We start from the raw sequence: 16295 nt of genomic DNA on the forward strand, positions 1-16295 counted from the left end.
CTCGTTATTCAGAGGGGTTCAGTAAGGGTAGCGGGCTGTATACCCGGGTGGGCCCGTTGGCGGGCTGGTGCAGCAGGTTCAGGTTATATTTCTGCGCCCAGCGGACGCTGATGTCCGATGGGGATGACAGGCTCACCAGTGTACCCACCTTCAGGCGCACGGCTTTCTGCACCAGTTCCAGGCTGCAGCGACTGGTCAGGGCAACAAATCCCTCGGCCAAATCCAAGCCATCCCGTGCGCAGGCGCCCAACAATTTGTCCAGCGCATTGTGGCGACCGATGTCTTCACGACAGAACACCGTGACACCCCGCGCATCCACAAACAGGGCCGCGTGCATGGCCCCCCTGCGCTGCCGGTGCTGTTGCGCTTGCTGGAAGCGGCCGCGCAAATCGTTCAGCTGATTCACTGGTGGCAGGGCTGATGCGGCAACACTTTCACTGGTTGCCAGCGGTGCCAGTGCCTGCTCGAGGGCCGCAACACCACAGAGCCCACATCCACTGGTTCCCGCCAGGCTGCGCTGTGACTGTTTGAGTTGGTGCAGTGCGCGCTGACTGAGAGTGACATCAACCAGAATGCTGTCCTGGTCTCCCGCTGCAATTTCGATATCAAGAATCTGCCCTGCGTACTGGACAATACCGGTGCTGAGACTGAAACCGGTGGCAAAGTCCTCGAGATACTCCGGCGTCGCCATCATCACCGCATAATTCACACCGTTGAAACTGAGCGCCACGGCACGCTCTTCAGCGAGCGCCTGGACGCCCTGATTTTTAGGTTCAACGTCCGACGCCAACGCGTCCTCGTAGCACGTGAATGGCATCGTGCTGTGTGCGATCGAAGTCACAGAACCCCACTACTTCCTTTATCGTATTTTTACCGCAGTGCCGCTGACGCTTACCATCATCATGGCACCCTTCTCGCCCACCACCTCGTAATCGAGATCGATCCCGACGATGGCATTGGCGCCCATTGATCTCGCCTGATGTTCCACTTCCTTGAATGCAATTTCCCGTGCGCGGCCCATTTCACGCTCGTAAGCGCCGGAACGGCCGCCAACGATATCGGTGATTGCGCCGAAGATATCCTTGAAAATATTCGCGCCGAGAATCGCCTCGCCGACAACGATGCCCAGATACTCTTCAATCTGGCGGCCTTCAATGGTTGGCGTAGTCGTTTTGATCATCTGAAAATCCCTTTAAAGTCGCGTGCGTTGAATTTAACCGGTATGGAAACACAAAGCCTCGCACATTGGCGAGGCTTTGCAGTGTATTAGGACGTGGGGCGCGACACGCAATCAGCTGTGCAGGTGCGCCTTGAACTCCCGGCGGCGCCGGTGCAGTACCGGCTCGGTGTAACCATTCGGCTGGGCACAGCCATCAAACACCAGTTCACAAGCCGCCTGAAAGGCGATGCTGCTGTCGAAGTCTGGCGCCATGTCGCGATAATTCGGGTCACCTGCGTTCTGACGATCCACTACCGCCGCCATCCGCCGCATGGTCTCCTCAACCTGGGCCCGCGTACAGACACCCTGCTTCAGCCAGTTGGCGATGTGCTGCGAGGAAATACGCAGTGTGGCGCGATCTTCCATCAGGCCCACATCATTGATGTCTGGCACCTTGGAACAGCCCACGCCCTGGTCAACCCAGCGCACAACATAACCGAGAATACCCTGCGCATTGTTATCCAGCTCCCGCTGGATTTCTTCTGCACTCCAGTCCGGCGCGTCCGCTACCGGCACGGTCAGGATATCGTCCAGGCTTGCCGGAACCCGCTTCGCCAGTTCAGCCTGCACTGCCGATACATCCACTTTGTGGTAGTGCAACGCGTGCAGTGTGGCTGCAGTGGGAGACGGTACCCAGGCGGTGTTTGCTCCTGCCATGGGGTGTCCGATTTTCGCTTCCATCATCGCCGCCATCTGATCCGGGATGGGCCACATGCCTTTACCGATCTGCGCCTTACCCTTGAGGCCGGTGGCGAGACCGGTGTCTACGTTCCAGTTTTCATAAGCGGCAATCCACTTCGACTGCTTCATGTCACCTTTGCGGATCATCGGGCCCGCCAGCATCGAGGTATGAATCTCATCGCCAGTGCGATCAAGAAAACCGGTGTTGATGAAAACCACACGCTCGCGTGCGGCGGCAATACAGGCTTTGAGGTTTACGGTGGTGCGACGCTCCTCATCCATAATGCCCATTTTCACGGTATTGCGGGCGAGCCCCAGCGCATCCTCAATACGATTGAACAGGGTATTGGCAAACGCGACTTCTTCCGGGCCGTGCATCTTCGGCTTTACGATGTACACGCTGCCGGTACGGGAATTTCTGATGGTGCCGCTGCCGTTCAGGTCGTGCATGGCGATCAGTGTCGTCACCATGCCATCGAGAATACCCTCGGGGATTTCACGGCCGTCGCGATCCAGAATCGCATCGTTGGTCATCAGGTGCCCGACATTGCGCACAAACATCAGGCTGCGCCCGGGCAAGGTTACCTCTCCGCCTTCCGCGCCGATGTACTTCCGATCCTGGTTCAGGCGGCGCACAATCTCTTTACCACCTTTTACGATGGTTTCCTTAAGGTCGCCTTTCATCAACCCAAGCCAGTTGCGATAGACCAGGGCCTTGTCTTCGGCATCGACCGCCGCAACGGAGTCTTCACAATCCATGATGGTTGTGAGAGCGGACTCTACCAAGACATCTTTCACGCCCGCAGGATCCGTTTTTCCGATGGCGCTTTCACGGTCGATCTGGATTTCAAAGTGCAAGCCATTGTGAACCAGAAGAATCGCGTCCGGGGCATCCACTGCACCGCGGTAGCCAACAAACTGACGGCTGTTGTTGAGCGTCGCCACTTTGCCGTTGCGCAACTCAACTTCCAGCAAGGAGCCATTGATACGGTATGCGGATACATCGGAGTGGCTCACACCATTAAGTGGTGCCGCCTGATCGAGGAAATCCCGCGCATACGCGATCACTTTTGCACCGCGCACAGGATTGTAATTGCCGGCTTTCTCAGCACCCTCGGACTCACTGATTACATCGGTACCGTAGAGCGCATCGTACAGGCTGCCCCAACGCGCATTGGCAGCGTTGAGTGCGTAGCGTGCGTTCATCACCGGAACAACCAATTGCGGGCCTGCCATTGTGGCAATTTCCGCATCGACATTCGCGGTGCTCACCGCAAAGTCGGCTGGCGCTTCTACGAGGTAGCCGATATCAGACAGGAATGCCTTGTACTTCTCCAGATTGCGGAAACCTTCCGGGTTATCCGTATACCACTGATCCAGTTTTGCCTGGAGTTCGTCGCGCTTTTGCAACAGTGCGCGGTTCACCGGCGCCAGGTCGTTGACGATTTTTTCCAGCTCGGCCCAGAACACTTCGGCACTCACACCGGTACCGGGGATCACATCCTCATTGATCAGTTTGTGCAGTTCTTCGGCAATCTGCAGACCGCCGATGCGGACTCGTTCCGTCATGTCTGACCTCTCGGTAATTGTGGTTATTGCGGCATTCTAAACAAGCGGCCAATCATATCGCTAATTTATAGACGCTATCTTCAGTATTTTCATTCTGAATGTAGGTGTACCAAAACCATCACAGATCACAATTGGCGACCGACATCCAGAATCAATCGACGCATCCAGCGGTGCGGTGCACTCTGCTGTAACAGTGGGCTCCAGGCCATTTTCAATTCCAGCGGTGGGATATTCAGGGGCGGGTCACGCAGCACTACGCGCGGGTTGGCATGGGCCAGCTGTGCCATGCGGGCCGGCACCGTAACGATCAGGTCGCTTTGCTCGGCGAGCAGCATGGCCACCTGGTAGTGCCGGGTAAATACCGAAATGTCACGCTTCTTGCCCAGTCGCGCAATTGCCTCGTCCACCCAGCCCAGCCGCTGAACATCTTCCGGGTTTACCCCAACGCCCACGCCCATGCCGGTCTTGCTCACCCAGATATGCTGGGCCTGCAGGTAGCTGTCGAGATTGTAGTCGTCGAGGATCGGGTTATCGGCCCGCAGCACGCAGGAAAATGCGTCGCTCCATATTGTTGCCTGGTGAAAGCTCTGGGGCATGCTGTCGAACCGGTTGATCACCATGTCCACCTTGCCCTGCTCTACATCCACAAAGCTCACGTCACTCGGCGTCATGATGTCTAGACTGATACCGGGTGCAGAGACGCGCAATTGTTTCAGGAGCGGCGGAATCAGTGTGGATTCCGCATAGTCACTGGCCATGATACGGAAGGTGCGACGGGCCTCGGAAGGTTCGAATTCGCGGTTTGGCTGAATGACCTGGTCAATGGCCGCCAGTGCCTCGCGCACCATTGGCTGCAGTTCGATGGCGCGCTCAGTTGGCATCATGCCCTCGCGTGTGCGCACCAGTAACGGGTCAGAAAACAGTTCGCGCAATCGCTTGAGTCCGTTGCTCATGGCGGGCTGGGACAGGCCCAGCTGGTTCGCCGCGCGCGTGACATTGCGCTCACGCAGCAATACATCGAGGTATACAAGGAGGTTGAGATCAGCTCTTTCCAAATTCATCGACAGCTCTCGCCCTGCTTTAGCGGCAGGTGTTCTCTAAGGTTTCCAGGGGGTAGCGCCACTTATTCACCGATTGGATAGCGGGAATAATGACAATAAATTAGCCAAATTATGCCAGCACTCCTAGGATACGAACAACCTACTTGCAGTCACCTTTTTGAGGAAACACGGCTATGTCTACTTACGCACAAGAAATCGAAAAAGCAGCCAAGCTCTGTAATGCCAACGGTACTTCCTGGGATGCCATTAATCCTGAGTCCGTGGCTCGTATGCGCCTGCAGAACAAGTTCCAGAATGGCCTGGATATCGCAAAATACACCGCCGATATCATGCGCAAGGACATGGAGGCCTACGACAACGACACCAGCAAGTACACCCAATCCCTGGGTTGCTGGCACGGATTTATCGGCCAGCAAAAAATGATTTCCATCAAGAAGCATTTTGAAGGCAAGACGGATCGCCGTTACCTGTACCTGTCCGGCTGGATGGTTGCTGCCCTGCGCAGCGAGTTCGGCCCGCTGCCCGACCAGTCCATGCATGAAAAAACGGCAGTAGCAGGCCTGATTGAAGAGCTGTACACCTTCCTGCGCCAGGCGGATGCCCGCGAACTGGGCGGACTGTTCCGCGAGCTGGATGCAGCGCGCAACGCCGGCGACAAAGCGGCAGAGAAAGCCGTCATCGATAAAATCGACAGCCACGTGACGCATGTAGTGCCGATCATCGCAGATATCGACGCCGGTTTCGGTAACGCGGAAGCGACCTATCTGCTGGCAAAGAAAATGATCGAAGCCGGTGCCTGCTGTATCCAGATTGAAAACCAGGTTTCTGACGAGAAACAGTGCGGCCACCAGGATGGCAAGGTCACTGTTCCCCACGAGGACTTCCTGGCCAAGATCCGCGCGGTGCGCTACGCATTCCTGGAACTGGGCGTGGACAATGGTGTAATCGTGGCGCGCACCGATTCCCTGGGAGCCGGCCTCACCAAGCAGATCGCGGTGACCGCTACCCCGGGCGACCTGGGCGATCAATACAACTCTTTCCTGGATTGCGAAGAAGTGGCCCCGGGCGACCTGGCCAACGGCGACGTGATCATCAACCGCGGTGGCAAACTGCTGCGCCCGAAGCGCCTGGCATCCAACCTGTTCCAGTTCCGCAAAGGCACTGGTGAAGCGCGCTGCGTACTCGACAGCGTGACCTCCCTGCAGAACGGCGCTGACCTGATCTGGATCGAAACCGAGAAGCCTCATATCGGCCAGATCGCCGGCATGATGGATGAAATCCGCAAGCAGGTACCGAACGCCAAGCTGGTGTACAACAACAGCCCGTCCTTCAACTGGACCCTGAACTTCCGCCAGCAAGTGTTCGACGCGTGGAAAGAAGAAGGCAAGGACGTGTCTGCCTACGACCGCGACAACCTGATGAGCGCCGAGTACGACGACAGCGAGCTGTCGGCCGCGGCGGACGACAAAATCCGCACCTTCCAGGCTGACGCAGCCCGTGAAGCCGGCATCTTCCACCACCTGATCACACTGCCGACCTACCACACCGCAGCGCTGTCCACCGACAACCTGGCGAAAGAGTACTTCGGCGAGAAAGGCATGCTGGGCTACGTGGAAGGCGTACAGCGCAAGGAGATCCGCCAGGGTATCGCCTGTGTGAAACACCAGAACATGGCCGGCTCCGATATGGGCGACGACCACAAAGAGTACTTCGCCGGCGAAGCCGCGCTGAAAGCCGCAGGTAAAGACAACACCATGAACCAGTTCGGTTAACCGAGGGTTCTGGAACAAAATCCCTGAGTATCGCTTCACTCATTCAACGGGCCGCCTAGCGGCCCTTTTTTTATCCCGCCCATCTCCCCTGCACTGGCGCAATTTTAGACTACCCTTATGGCATGCCCGAATGTCACCCGGCGTGCGATATGCAGACTTCCAGCCATGTCCTAGTACTGAACTGTGGCAGTTCCTCGTTGAAATTCGCGATTATTGACCCGCGCGACGGCCGCGAGCTGTTAAGTGGGATCGGCGAGTCCTTGGGGGAAAGCGCTCCCTGCATCCGCTGGAAATGTGGTGATACCAAAGCGCAAGAGTCCCTCGAATCCAATGCGGGCCACACTGAGGTAATCCAGTTTCTGGTGGGACAGATCCTGAGCCAGCAACCTGCGCTCAAGGAACACCTCGCCGCTATCGGTCATCGGGTGGTGCACGGCGGTGAGAAATTTTCCCATTCCGTTCTGATTGACCAGGCCGTAATCAACGCAATTCAAGAGTGCTCGGCCCTGGCACCACTGCACAACCCCGCTCACTTACTGGGAATCGATGCCGCCTCCAGGGCTTTTCCTGATCTGCCGCAGATCGCCGTGTTCGATACGGCATTTCACCAGAGTATGCCGCGGCACGCCTATATCTATGCCCTGCCCTACAGCCTGTACCGGGATCACGGATTGCGGCGCTATGGTATGCACGGTACCAGCCACCGGTTTGTTACCGAGCGCGCCGCGGAGATACTCAACCTGCCGCTTAACGAGGTGAACCTCATTTCCGCACACCTGGGAAATGGTGCGTCCATCACGGCGGTCAAGAATGGCCAGAGCGTAGATACCAGCATGGGGCTGACACCGCTTGAAGGGCTCGTAATGGGAACCCGCAGCGGCGATGTCGATCCGGGATTGCTGATGCACCTGGGCAACCATCTTGGGTTCAGTATCGACAAGATCAACAATCTGCTGAACAAGCAAAGCGGCCTGCAGGGTATTTCCGAACTGAGCAATGACTGTCGCGAACTGGAGCAGGCGGCAGAACAGGGCCATAGCGGTGCCCTGTTGGCACTGGAGATATTCTGCTACCGCCTGGCGAAGTATATCGCCAGCTACTACGCACCACTTGGAGAGGTCGACGCCCTGGTGTTCACCGGGGGTATTGGCGAAAACTCCAGCCTGATCCGGCAAAAAGTCATGGAGTACCTGGGCGGCCTCGGCTATCGCCTGGTACCGGAAAGAAACCTGCAGGCGCGTTTTGGTGAAGAAGGTGCCATCAGTGCTGACGACACGCCCATGACTCTGGTGATCCCCACCAACGAGGAATGGGTCATCGCGCGGGATGCGGCAGCACTGGTGCCGCCGGATCGCCCCTGCCACGATGCGCTGACCCGGGAGTAGCGAAGTATGTCGCGCACAATCATGTTGGTGCCCATAAGCGCCGGTGTAGGCATCACCTCCGTGAGCCTCGGTACACTGCGCGCACTGGAGCGCAACGGTGTCGGGGTCAGCTTTTACAAGCCGGTGGCCGAATCGGTAAAGAACGAGCAGAACTTTGACCGTTCGAACGAGATCCTGCGCAACGCCTCCAACCTGCGCGTACCCGATTCCTACCCGATGCATATTGCCGAGTCGATGATCAGCCGCGGCGACCTGTCTGACTTGCTGGAAAATATTCTTGCCCGCTTTCGCGAGGGCGTGAACGATGCGGATGTTGCCATCGTCGAGGGGTTGGTACCCAACGCTGAAAACCAGTACGCGACACAATTAAACTTCCAGATCGCGAAGACCCTGGACGCGGAGATTGTGCTGGTAGTATGTCCAAATCTCGATTCCACACAGCAATTGAAAGACCGCCTGGAGCTTGCCATGGCGGCATTTGGCGGTGCGGAATCCGGTCGTGTAGTGGGATGTATCGTCAACAAGGTTGGCGCCCCATCCCATGTGCCAGACACCCCGGGAGCTGACATTACCGGCGTGTTCGAGCCGCCCAAAGCCCGTCGCGGCAGTCTGGAAATTCTCGCACTGTTTGGCAAGAGCCCCCTGCCGATCATTGGCTGCATCCCCTGGAATGCGGATCTGGTCGCGCCGCGAGCCAAAGACCTGGCCGATCACTTTGGCGCAGAGGTCATAAACTACGGGGAGCTCGATTCCCGACGCCTGCACAGTATTACCTTCTGCTCCAGATCCCTCAGCAACATGATTTACCGCTTCGAGCCTGGCGCAATGCTGGTCACGTCCGGCGACCGCCCGGACGTCATTGTTGCCGCCTGCCTCGCGGCAATGAACGGGGTTAAAATCGGTTGCCTGCTGCTGACCGGGGGCTACTACATCGAGCCCATGGTGCGAAAGCTCTGTGCTCCGGCGATGGATACCGGGCTACCGGTGATACTGGTCAACACCAATACCTGGCAAACCGCCCTGCAGCTCCAGACCTTCAACAGTGAAACCCCCACGGACGATCTCGAGCGCATCGAGCGCGTACAGGATTTTATTGCCGGCCACCTGGATAATCATTGGGTGGAGTCTCTGGGACGGGACTCCAATCGCCCGAAGCGCCTTTCGCCGCCTGCGTTCCGCTACCATCTGACGGAGCTCGCGCGCAAAGCCAACCGGCGCATCGTATTGCCGGAGGGTGACGAGCCGCGGACAGTGAAGGCCGCGCTGATCTGTGCCGAGCGCGGCATCGCGCGGCCGGTACTGCTGGGCGACCCGAAGGAAATCCATCGGGTTGCCGAACAGCAGGGGCTCAGCCTGACCGACAAGGTTGAAATCATCGACCCCAAGTCTTCGCGCAACAAATACGTTGGCGCCATGGTAAAACTGCGCAAAAACAAAGGCCTCACTGAAATCGTGGCGAAAGAGCAGCTCGAGGACAACGTGGTACTGGGCACCATGATGCTGGCGCAGGGCGAAGTCGACGGACTGGTGTCCGGCGCAGTACATACCACAGCAAATACAATTCGCCCGGCGCTGCAGCTGATCAAGACCGCACCGGGTGCCAGCCTGGTCTCATCTGTATTTTTTATGCTGCTGCCGGATCAGGTATTGGTCTACGGGGACTGTGCGATCAATCCGGATCCCAATGCGGAAGAGCTGGCGGATATCGCAATCCAGTCGGCCGATTCGGCGGCTGCGTTCGGCATTGAGCCGAGGGTCGCTATGATCAGCTACTCCACCGGCACATCGGGCACAGGTTCAGACGTCGACAAGGTGCGCCAGGCCACCCAGCTGGCCAAGGAAAAACGCCCGGATCTGATTATCGACGGCCCGCTGCAGTACGATGCGGCCATTATGGAAAATGTGGCAAAGAAGAAGGCACCAGACAGCCCGGTCGCGGGACGCGCGACGGTATTCATTTTTCCGGACCTGAATACCGGGAATACCACTTACAAGGCCGTGCAGCGCAGTGCCGACCTGATCAGTATTGGCCCGATGCTGCAGGGGATGCGCAAACCTGTGAATGATCTTTCACGCGGGGCGCTGGTGGAGGATATCGTTTACACCATCGCACTGACCGCGATCCAGGCCAGTCAATAAACCCTCCCTTACACAATCAAACGCCCTGCCCTTGTGCTATCGACAGCCGTATCAGTGATGCTGCTGCGCCGGGGCCTCTTCCGCTATGGCGGTATCACCCAGTGGCCTGCGTTCATCGACAAAGCACACCAAAGCGCCGGCAACCAGGTAGGCCTGCAGGCGGTGCTCAAACGTATCGGTGAACTCAAAGGCCATACGATCGAGACAGCGGTGAATGAAGTGGTTTTCAGGGGTTCTGTCGCGCCACGCGCGATAGCCTTTGTGTAACAGCGGCCAGAGTTTCCAGGGTTTTCGTCCGTGGGCCTTGAGCGCTTTGAGGGCAATGGCCAGGCGGGCTTCCTCCTCGGTCAGATCGGTGCCGAGGGGAAAGTGCGGAAGCAGCTTGGGCCTGTGGCCCTGCTCAAACACGCGCACCAGTCGCTCTGGTGTGTTGTTGCGAAACGCCTCCGGGATCTGATAATCCGGCTCAATTTTTCCGGCCTGTTTCGCCCGCTCCAGCAGTGACGGCTGGAAGCGGGAGTCGGCGATACCCAACAGTGTCGCAATCACATCGCGATCCGTTTTCCCGCGCAGATCCGCGACGCCATATTCGGTGACGACAATATCCCGCAGGTGTCGGGGAATCGTGCAGTAGGGATACTCCCAGACCAGGTTACTGCGCGTTTCCCCGCCGCTGACACGGGTGCTCGGCACCGCGATGACAGAGCGCCCATCCGGCAGCTCATGGGCCTGGGCGACAAAGTTATACTGCCCTCCCACACCGCTTACCACCTGCGCATTTTCAATACCGTCGGACACCACGGCCCCCGTCAGGGTAACCATCATTGCCGAATTCACGAAACGCGCATACTGGCGCTGGGCCACTTTCAGGTCGCGATCTTTGTGCAGCTCGTTGATGAAATCAATCGCCGTCATATTGATGCCGGCCATCTCGTCTGCGGGCATTTCGCGTAATGCCCTATACATGGCGTTGGAACCGAGATAAAAACCGCCGTGCAACCAGATGGCACCGGGAAGCTTGCGCCCGAGGCACGCCCCGAGAAGCTTTTTACGGCCCACACTGCTGTGCAGGTCACACTCCTCCATCTCCCCATGGCTATCCAGGAAGCGGTGTCCGCGCCAGCTATAGCTGGGATCGACAATACCCAGCTCCTGGAGGAAGTCGGTGTCCTGTTTGGTCAGCGGGCATTGAATCCTGCCGGCTTCGTGCAGGGCCAGCAGCAATTCCTCGTCGACAAGCCCCGTAATTCGCCCCTCGTTCATAAGCCGCTGTATCGCCGTATCCGGGTACACCGCCCGCTTGATCACTCCGGCCTTGCGCAAATGGAGAAAACCTTCTGGAACCATTTCGCTGGCCCCGTAGAGCCCGCGGTTGAACACGTCGAGCTCCGGGCCTTGCCGACGCAACCGGTTATCCCTGTCCACATCCAGGGAATGCAAAATCCCGCGAAAGTCGTCGTTGTACTGGTGGCGTAAGATCAAGGCATGGGTTATGGCATCGCTCAACGCACCGATCCCGATCTGTAGCGTACCGCCATCGCGGACCAGGCCGGCGATATGGAATGCCAGCGCATAATCGGTAAAACGCACCGGCGGATTGGGAGCCGGGAATAGCGTCTGGCGGACGCTTTCCCCGGCAATCACGCAATCCAGAAGGCTCGCTTCTATTTCTGCGTCACCTGCGATGTAAGGCAGTTCCGGATTCACTTCGCCCACAAACAGAACCGGATCCCGCCCCGGTTGCCGTGTCAATTCCAGTAGTGGCAGAGTGAGATCCGGATTACTGCTGAGACTGTAAGTGCCGCCGCCATCTGCCGGTGGCGAAACCATCTGTGCGATCACATTGACGCCGCGATCCAGCAGATCCCGCGGCACATGGGTGTAATTCGCACTGACATATTGCTGCTGAGCAACCGGGTTGTTGAGGAAGCTCCCCGGTTGCATATAGAACTCACAGACTTCTACATTGGATGGCAACAGGTTTTTCCTGCGCGCCTGGGTATAGGCAAGATCCTGGTAGCCGGCATACAGCCGATCAAGCAAGGGTTGTACAAACCGGCGCTGCAGTTCATTCCCCGCAGGCGGTCGTTCGAGGGTTAGCGCCGTAAATATGGTGAGTGAGATCTCCGGATCCTGCTGTGCCCGCGCGTACATCGCGTTGGCAAAGTGGTTGGCCTTTCCCAGGGCAAGAGGCAGCCCCAGTACGATGCGCTTGCCCACTCGCTGCAAAACTGCCTCGACGCAGTCTTCCGCCGATGTGAAAGTAACCGGCACTTTCTTCTGCTCTGCCATGACTATCCCAGCTTTCCCTGCTTACCGCGTGACCGCGTCTGAACACCCGCCCTCCTCTCTCCTGTGCGCTATTTCAGCTTGTCGAAGTGATCGACCTGTATCGCGCGGTTGACCATATCCGCTGTGCGCTGGATTTTTTCCGCTTCTTCTTCACTGATCAGTTTGCTGGCGAGAGCCGACTCGATGGCCTCATCGTCCAGCGCGCGCAAACCTCCTTTCCTCATTTTTGCGCGAATGGCTGCGGTATCATGGCTAAGCAGGAATGCCTGCTCAACGAGATCGATGCCATCCCCTTCATTGCCAGGAAAGACGCCGTCGGTCAGGCGATCCCGGGTTTTGGATGGTTCCATGATCAATTCGGCACAGGCGCGCGCCTGGCGATCGGATGCGGTCCGGATACTGTGCCCCCAGGGCATGGTCAGGAACTGCATCAGCTGTCCGACGAAGCGCATCGGAAAGTTATGAAAGACTTCCAGCAGGCTCACTTCAACATTGTGCATGCCGGCACGCATCGCAAATTCCAGCAGCGGGCGATCATCATCCGGGCTGCCATCATCGTAGAAGCGCTTCAGCATCGCGCTCATCAGGTAGAGCTCGCTCAGCACGTCCCCCAACCGCGACGAGATAAGTTCCTTGCGCTTCAGCGCGCCCCCCAGTGACATCAGCGATATTTCGGTTACCAGCGTGAGAACCGCGGAGTAACGGTTTATCTGCCGGTAATACTTCGCGGCATTGCCGACCCCCTTGGGGCTGCTCGCAAAGAGCCCACCGGTCCAGCCGTGAAATACTGCCCGACAGAATGTCTTCACTTGAAAAAGGATATGCTTGGGCAGCAGTGCATCCAGTTGCTTCAGGCCCTCCTCCCGATCCGGGTTGGTTGCCGCCTCCATTTCCTGCAGTAAATATGGGTGACAGCGAATTGCGCCCTGTCCGAAGATCATCAGGCTGCGAGTAAGGATGTTTGCCCCCTCGACGGTGATCGCCACCGGTACCGCGCGGTATACATTGCCGAGGTAATTGAGTGGCCCATCCATGATCGCCTTGCCCGCATGGATATCCATTGCATCGTTTATGGCCTGGCGCAGCCCGTTGGTCGCATGGGCTTTCATGATCGCCGACACCACCGCCGGCTTGCGCCCCTGATCCAGCGCCCGGGTTGTGGTCTTGTGGGCGGAGTCGAGTACATAAGCGATGGACGCAATTTCGGCGAGGCGGCGCTGAACCCCCTCGAACTTCCCGATGGGAATCCCAAATTGTTCTCGAATCGCGGCATAGGCGCCGGTGGTTCTGGCCGCCATCTTGGCACCGCCCGTGGAAAGGGACGGCAGCGAAATCCCGCGCCCTGCCGCCAGTGCGCTCATCAACATGTGCCAGCCATGGCCGATATTTTCCTGGCCACCAATGATCCACTCCATCGGAATGAACACATCCTTGCCCCAGTTAGGCCCATTCTGAAAGGCCTGCATGGCAGGCAGATGGCGCTGGCCGATGGTTACCCCGGGCGTATCCGTGGGCACCAGGGCCACGGTGATACCCAGCTCTTCCTCTTCACCGAGGATGTGATCCGGGTCGTACAGCTTGAAGGCAAGGCCGAGGATCGTCGCAACGGGCCCGAGGGTGATATAGCGCTTGTGCCAATTTGCGCGAATGCCCAGGGTGCGCTCGCCGTTGTATTCCTCGTAACAAACCACCCCGTTATCCACCATCGAGGCGGCATCAGATCCGGCCTCGGGACTTGTCAGGCCGAAACACGGGATCTCCCGGCCATCGGCCAGACGGGGAAGGAAATGATTCTTCTGCTCTTCGGTGCCATGCGCCATGAGCAGCTCCCCGGGGCCAAGGGAGTTGGGCACCATTACAGTGACGCCCACGGTGGTGCTGCGTGTCGAAATCTTGGTAACAATTTGAGCGTGGGCCGTGGGCGAAAAGCCAAGTCCGCCATACGCTTCCGGAATAATGATGCCGAAAAATCGCTTTTCTTTCAGATAATCCCAAATCTCGGGACCAATATCGTAGTCTTCGTGCGTGATTTTCCAGTCGTCTACCATGCGGCAGAGTTCTTCCACGGGCCCGTCGAGAAACGCCTGTTCTGCCTCGCTGAGCTTGGGGGGACCCATTTCCAACAACTGGCGCCAGTCAGGCTTTCCTGACAGTAGCTGGGCATCCCACCAGACCTCTCCCGCCTCCATGGCTTCGCGTTCGGTATCAGAGATCGGCGGTAAAACCTTTTTGATCCAATTGAGAAGGGGTGCGGTAATCCATTTCTGGCGCAGGTCGCTCATTGCTTATCCTTTGATTTTTGCAACGTGGGTAATGCAACAGCGGAAACTGGCGTCGAAAATACCGGGAAAGCCCGGTACTAACGTTCCAATCCGCTGGTTGCAACTATAGGCAATAACCAACGTAGCAATATCTGAATCCCCCTTTCAACCGGCGCATTCTCAAACCAGGGGATGGGGCGACACAATCACGCCATTATTGTCAGCGTATACATAATCGCCGGGTCTGAAGGTAACGCCGCCAAAAGTGACGGGCAGATCGCGCTCGCCAATGCCCTTCTTTTCGGTTTTCATCGGATGGCAGCCAAGGGCCTGCACGCCGAGATCCAGCGCAGCGATGGCGTCAACATCGCGGATACACCCATACATGAGAATGCCTTCCCAGCCATTAGTGCATGCCTTTTCTGCAAGCATGTCGCCCAGGCAGGCCCGTCGCATGGAGCCCCCGGCGTCCACGACCAGCACTTTGCCACGGCCGCTTTCTGCCACCAGTTCCCGCACCAGCGAGTTGTCCTCAAAGCATTTGATGGTGACTACTTCTCCGCCAAACTGCTGGCGGCCACCGTAGCTCAGGAACATTGGCTCAACCGCCTGAACACTATCGGGAAATTCATCACAAAGATCCGGGGTGGAAATTTTACCTGTCATTGCGAGCCCTCCTGCTTCGTTCTCAGATACACGAATGATCATGTTGGTCCAGGGATAGTATCCCCCGGTCATGCAGGATGCAGCCGGACAATAAAAATACCGGGTATTACCACAATGGATAACACCCGGCTGACAGGCACGCTGAACTGTTCCAACTCGTTTTAAATCACGCGTGAGCTACTGCGCAGGTCACGCGCCACACTCAATAAGTCACGGATACCGGCATGCCGACACGGGCATATTGGAAAAACTTGCGCGCCATATGCGGGGGCATGCGCACGCACCCGTGTGACGCTGGATAGCGCGGTACATGACCTGATGCGTGCAGACCAATACCGCCATTGAAACGGATGTAGTAGTTCATTTTGGCCCCGCGATAATAAGTACCGGGGGGACGGCTATGGCGGCGGGTGTCAACGTCAGCCTTGACCACACGCCCGGTATTTCGGTCGACGTAGCTACCGTAGATACTGGAACGGTGATTCGGGCGCTTCGCCAACACACGAAACTTGCCCGGACTGGTACTGAACCCTTTCTTGCCCGAGGACACAAAGGACACCCCTACCAGGCGGCTGCCCTTGTAGAAATACGCTTTTTGCTCGGACAGATTAATACGGATGGAGGGTGGACCGGATGAACTCGCGGCTGCTTCATCATCGAACCAGTTGCCTCCTGTATTGGCCGCTACAGGCAAGGCCACCAGCAGACACAATAAAAGCAGCAGAGCTTTCGCACTCCACAACCAGTATTCCGCCCCGACCCTGCTCGCCCAACCTCCGTATCCGGTGGGCGTCACTATCGGATCCAGGGCTACCTCACGGCAGCGAAGCTCTAGTCTGTTTTGCATGATGGCACCTCAATCAAGACTCCTGACAAACGCCCCCTTGCGGCCCTTGCGCCAGAGTTGTTGTCATTCGCCAATGCCCACGGTGAATCTGTGGGTGCGACGGGCGCGTGAACCTTTGATGGAGCTAATTCGATTCTATTGAGATGAATGCAAACTCTTAGATTGAATATCTATGGAGCAGACGGATTTTATGGTGATCGGAAATCTACTTAGACTGGCCGCCAACGGGTCACAATGTACAAATCCAGCCGTATTCAAAACGCCATCACGCAACTGGTGCGGCGGGGTAAAACATTGTTCCAGCGGCTATCGCGGAAAGTGCTTGATTCCGGTATTTATTCGGCGCGACGAAGAAAAGAAATATAAAAAAGGCGGCTTTTAAAGCCGCCTTTACAAACAAAAT

Annotated in this window: 12 protein-coding genes; 4 read left to right on the plus strand and 8 right to left on the minus strand. The window is 57.4% G+C overall.

Translation table 11 applies throughout. From position 1 onward, the window contains the following. Nucleotides 1-4: 4 nt before the first annotated feature. The 4 genes from fdhD to ACNKU7_RS09835 form a co-directional block, all read right to left on the minus strand. Nucleotides 5-841, minus strand: a complete 837-nt coding sequence (fdhD, locus tag ACNKU7_RS09820; RefSeq protein WP_418296792.1) for a formate dehydrogenase accessory sulfurtransferase FdhD — start codon at nt 839-841, stop codon at nt 5-7. Between the two features lie 18 nt (nt 842-859). After that, on the minus strand, nt 860-1180 hold the full coding sequence (locus tag ACNKU7_RS09825; RefSeq protein WP_418296793.1) for a heavy metal-binding domain-containing protein: 321 nt from the start codon (nt 1178-1180) through the stop codon (nt 860-862). Between the two features lie 111 nt (nt 1181-1291). Further along, nucleotides 1292-3469, minus strand: a complete 2178-nt coding sequence (locus tag ACNKU7_RS09830) for a malate synthase G (RefSeq protein ID WP_418296794.1) — start codon at nt 3467-3469, stop codon at nt 1292-1294. Between the two features lie 125 nt (nt 3470-3594). After that, the gene (locus ACNKU7_RS09835; protein ID WP_418296795.1) at nt 3595-4530 is read right to left on the minus strand and encodes a LysR family transcriptional regulator; all 936 of its coding nucleotides are present in this window, start codon (nt 4528-4530) and stop codon (nt 3595-3597) included. Between the two features lie 173 nt (nt 4531-4703). On the opposite strand from ACNKU7_RS09835, the gene ACNKU7_RS09840 reads away from it, so the two are divergent. From ACNKU7_RS09840 to pta, 3 genes are all read left to right on the plus strand, one after another. Further along, a complete protein-coding gene (locus ACNKU7_RS09840) occupies nt 4704-6302 on the plus strand; it encodes an isocitrate lyase (protein ID WP_418296796.1) in 1599 nt (532 codons plus the stop codon). Nucleotides 6303-6451: 149 nt separating this feature from the next. Further along, nucleotides 6452-7687, plus strand: a complete 1236-nt coding sequence (locus ACNKU7_RS09845; RefSeq protein ID WP_418296797.1) for an acetate kinase — start codon at nt 6452-6454, stop codon at nt 7685-7687. A 6-nt stretch (nt 7688-7693) separates the two neighbouring features. Continuing rightward, nucleotides 7694-9826: a phosphate acetyltransferase gene (gene pta / locus ACNKU7_RS09850; protein WP_418296798.1), complete on the plus strand. Its 2133-nt coding sequence runs from the start codon at nt 7694-7696 to the stop codon at nt 9824-9826. 51 nt (nt 9827-9877) lie between these two features. Here the strand turns inward: pta and ACNKU7_RS09855 are convergent, their stop codons facing one another. From ACNKU7_RS09855 to ACNKU7_RS09870, 4 genes are all read right to left on the minus strand, one after another. After that, on the minus strand, nt 9878-12118 hold the full coding sequence (locus ACNKU7_RS09855; RefSeq protein WP_418296799.1) for an acetyl-CoA hydrolase/transferase C-terminal domain-containing protein: 2241 nt from the start codon (nt 12116-12118) through the stop codon (nt 9878-9880). A 68-nt stretch (nt 12119-12186) separates the two neighbouring features. Beyond that, nucleotides 12187-14400, minus strand: coding sequence for an acyl-CoA dehydrogenase (locus ACNKU7_RS09860; protein WP_418296800.1), 2214 nt, complete (start codon nt 14398-14400; stop codon nt 12187-12189). 159 nt (nt 14401-14559) lie between these two features. Then, nucleotides 14560-15045, minus strand: a complete 486-nt coding sequence (rraA, locus tag ACNKU7_RS09865) for a ribonuclease E activity regulator RraA (protein ID WP_418296801.1) — start codon at nt 15043-15045, stop codon at nt 14560-14562. A 202-nt stretch (nt 15046-15247) separates the two neighbouring features. Next, nucleotides 15248-15892 carry a L,D-transpeptidase family protein gene (locus ACNKU7_RS09870; protein WP_418296802.1) on the minus strand — a complete coding sequence of 215 codons (645 nt, stop codon included), beginning with the start codon at nt 15890-15892 and terminating at the stop codon, nt 15248-15250. Between the two features lie 172 nt (nt 15893-16064). Here ACNKU7_RS09870 and ACNKU7_RS09875 point away from each other — a divergent pair, with 172 nt between their 5' ends. Continuing rightward, nucleotides 16065-16274 (plus strand): hypothetical protein, encoded by a 210-nt coding sequence (locus tag ACNKU7_RS09875; RefSeq protein WP_418296803.1) that lies wholly within the window; start codon nt 16065-16067, stop codon nt 16272-16274. The last annotated feature ends 21 nt before the right edge of the window (nt 16275-16295 follow it).

It is taken from the genome of Microbulbifer weihaiensis (assembly GCF_048323715.1).
Lineage (GTDB): Bacteria > Pseudomonadota > Gammaproteobacteria > Pseudomonadales > Cellvibrionaceae > Microbulbifer.

Excerpts from the sequence above, each read along its gene's own strand:
- ACNKU7_RS09825 (WP_418296793.1), bottom strand. The coding sequence starts at position 1,180 with ATGATCAAAACGACTACGCCAACCATTGAAGGCCGCCAGATTGAAGAG.
- ACNKU7_RS09830 (WP_418296794.1), bottom strand. The coding sequence starts at position 3,469 with ATGACGGAACGAGTCCGCATCGGCGGTCTGCAGATTGCCGAAGAACTG.
- ACNKU7_RS09835 (WP_418296795.1), bottom strand. The coding sequence starts at position 4,530 with ATGAATTTGGAAAGAGCTGATCTCAACCTCCTTGTATACCTCGATGTA.
- ACNKU7_RS09840 (WP_418296796.1), top strand. The coding sequence starts at position 4,704 with ATGTCTACTTACGCACAAGAAATCGAAAAAGCAGCCAAGCTCTGTAAT.
- ACNKU7_RS09845 (WP_418296797.1), top strand. The coding sequence starts at position 6,452 with ATGCAGACTTCCAGCCATGTCCTAGTACTGAACTGTGGCAGTTCCTCG.
- pta (WP_418296798.1), top strand. The coding sequence starts at position 7,694 with ATGTCGCGCACAATCATGTTGGTGCCCATAAGCGCCGGTGTAGGCATC.
- ACNKU7_RS09855 (WP_418296799.1), bottom strand. The coding sequence starts at position 12,118 with ATGGCAGAGCAGAAGAAAGTGCCGGTTACTTTCACATCGGCGGAAGAC.
- ACNKU7_RS09860 (WP_418296800.1), bottom strand. The coding sequence starts at position 14,400 with ATGAGCGACCTGCGCCAGAAATGGATTACCGCACCCCTTCTCAATTGG.
- rraA (WP_418296801.1), bottom strand. The coding sequence starts at position 15,045 with ATGACAGGTAAAATTTCCACCCCGGATCTTTGTGATGAATTTCCCGAT.
- ACNKU7_RS09870 (WP_418296802.1), bottom strand. The coding sequence starts at position 15,892 with ATGCAAAACAGACTAGAGCTTCGCTGCCGTGAGGTAGCCCTGGATCCG.
- ACNKU7_RS09875 (WP_418296803.1), top strand. The coding sequence starts at position 16,065 with ATGGAGCAGACGGATTTTATGGTGATCGGAAATCTACTTAGACTGGCC.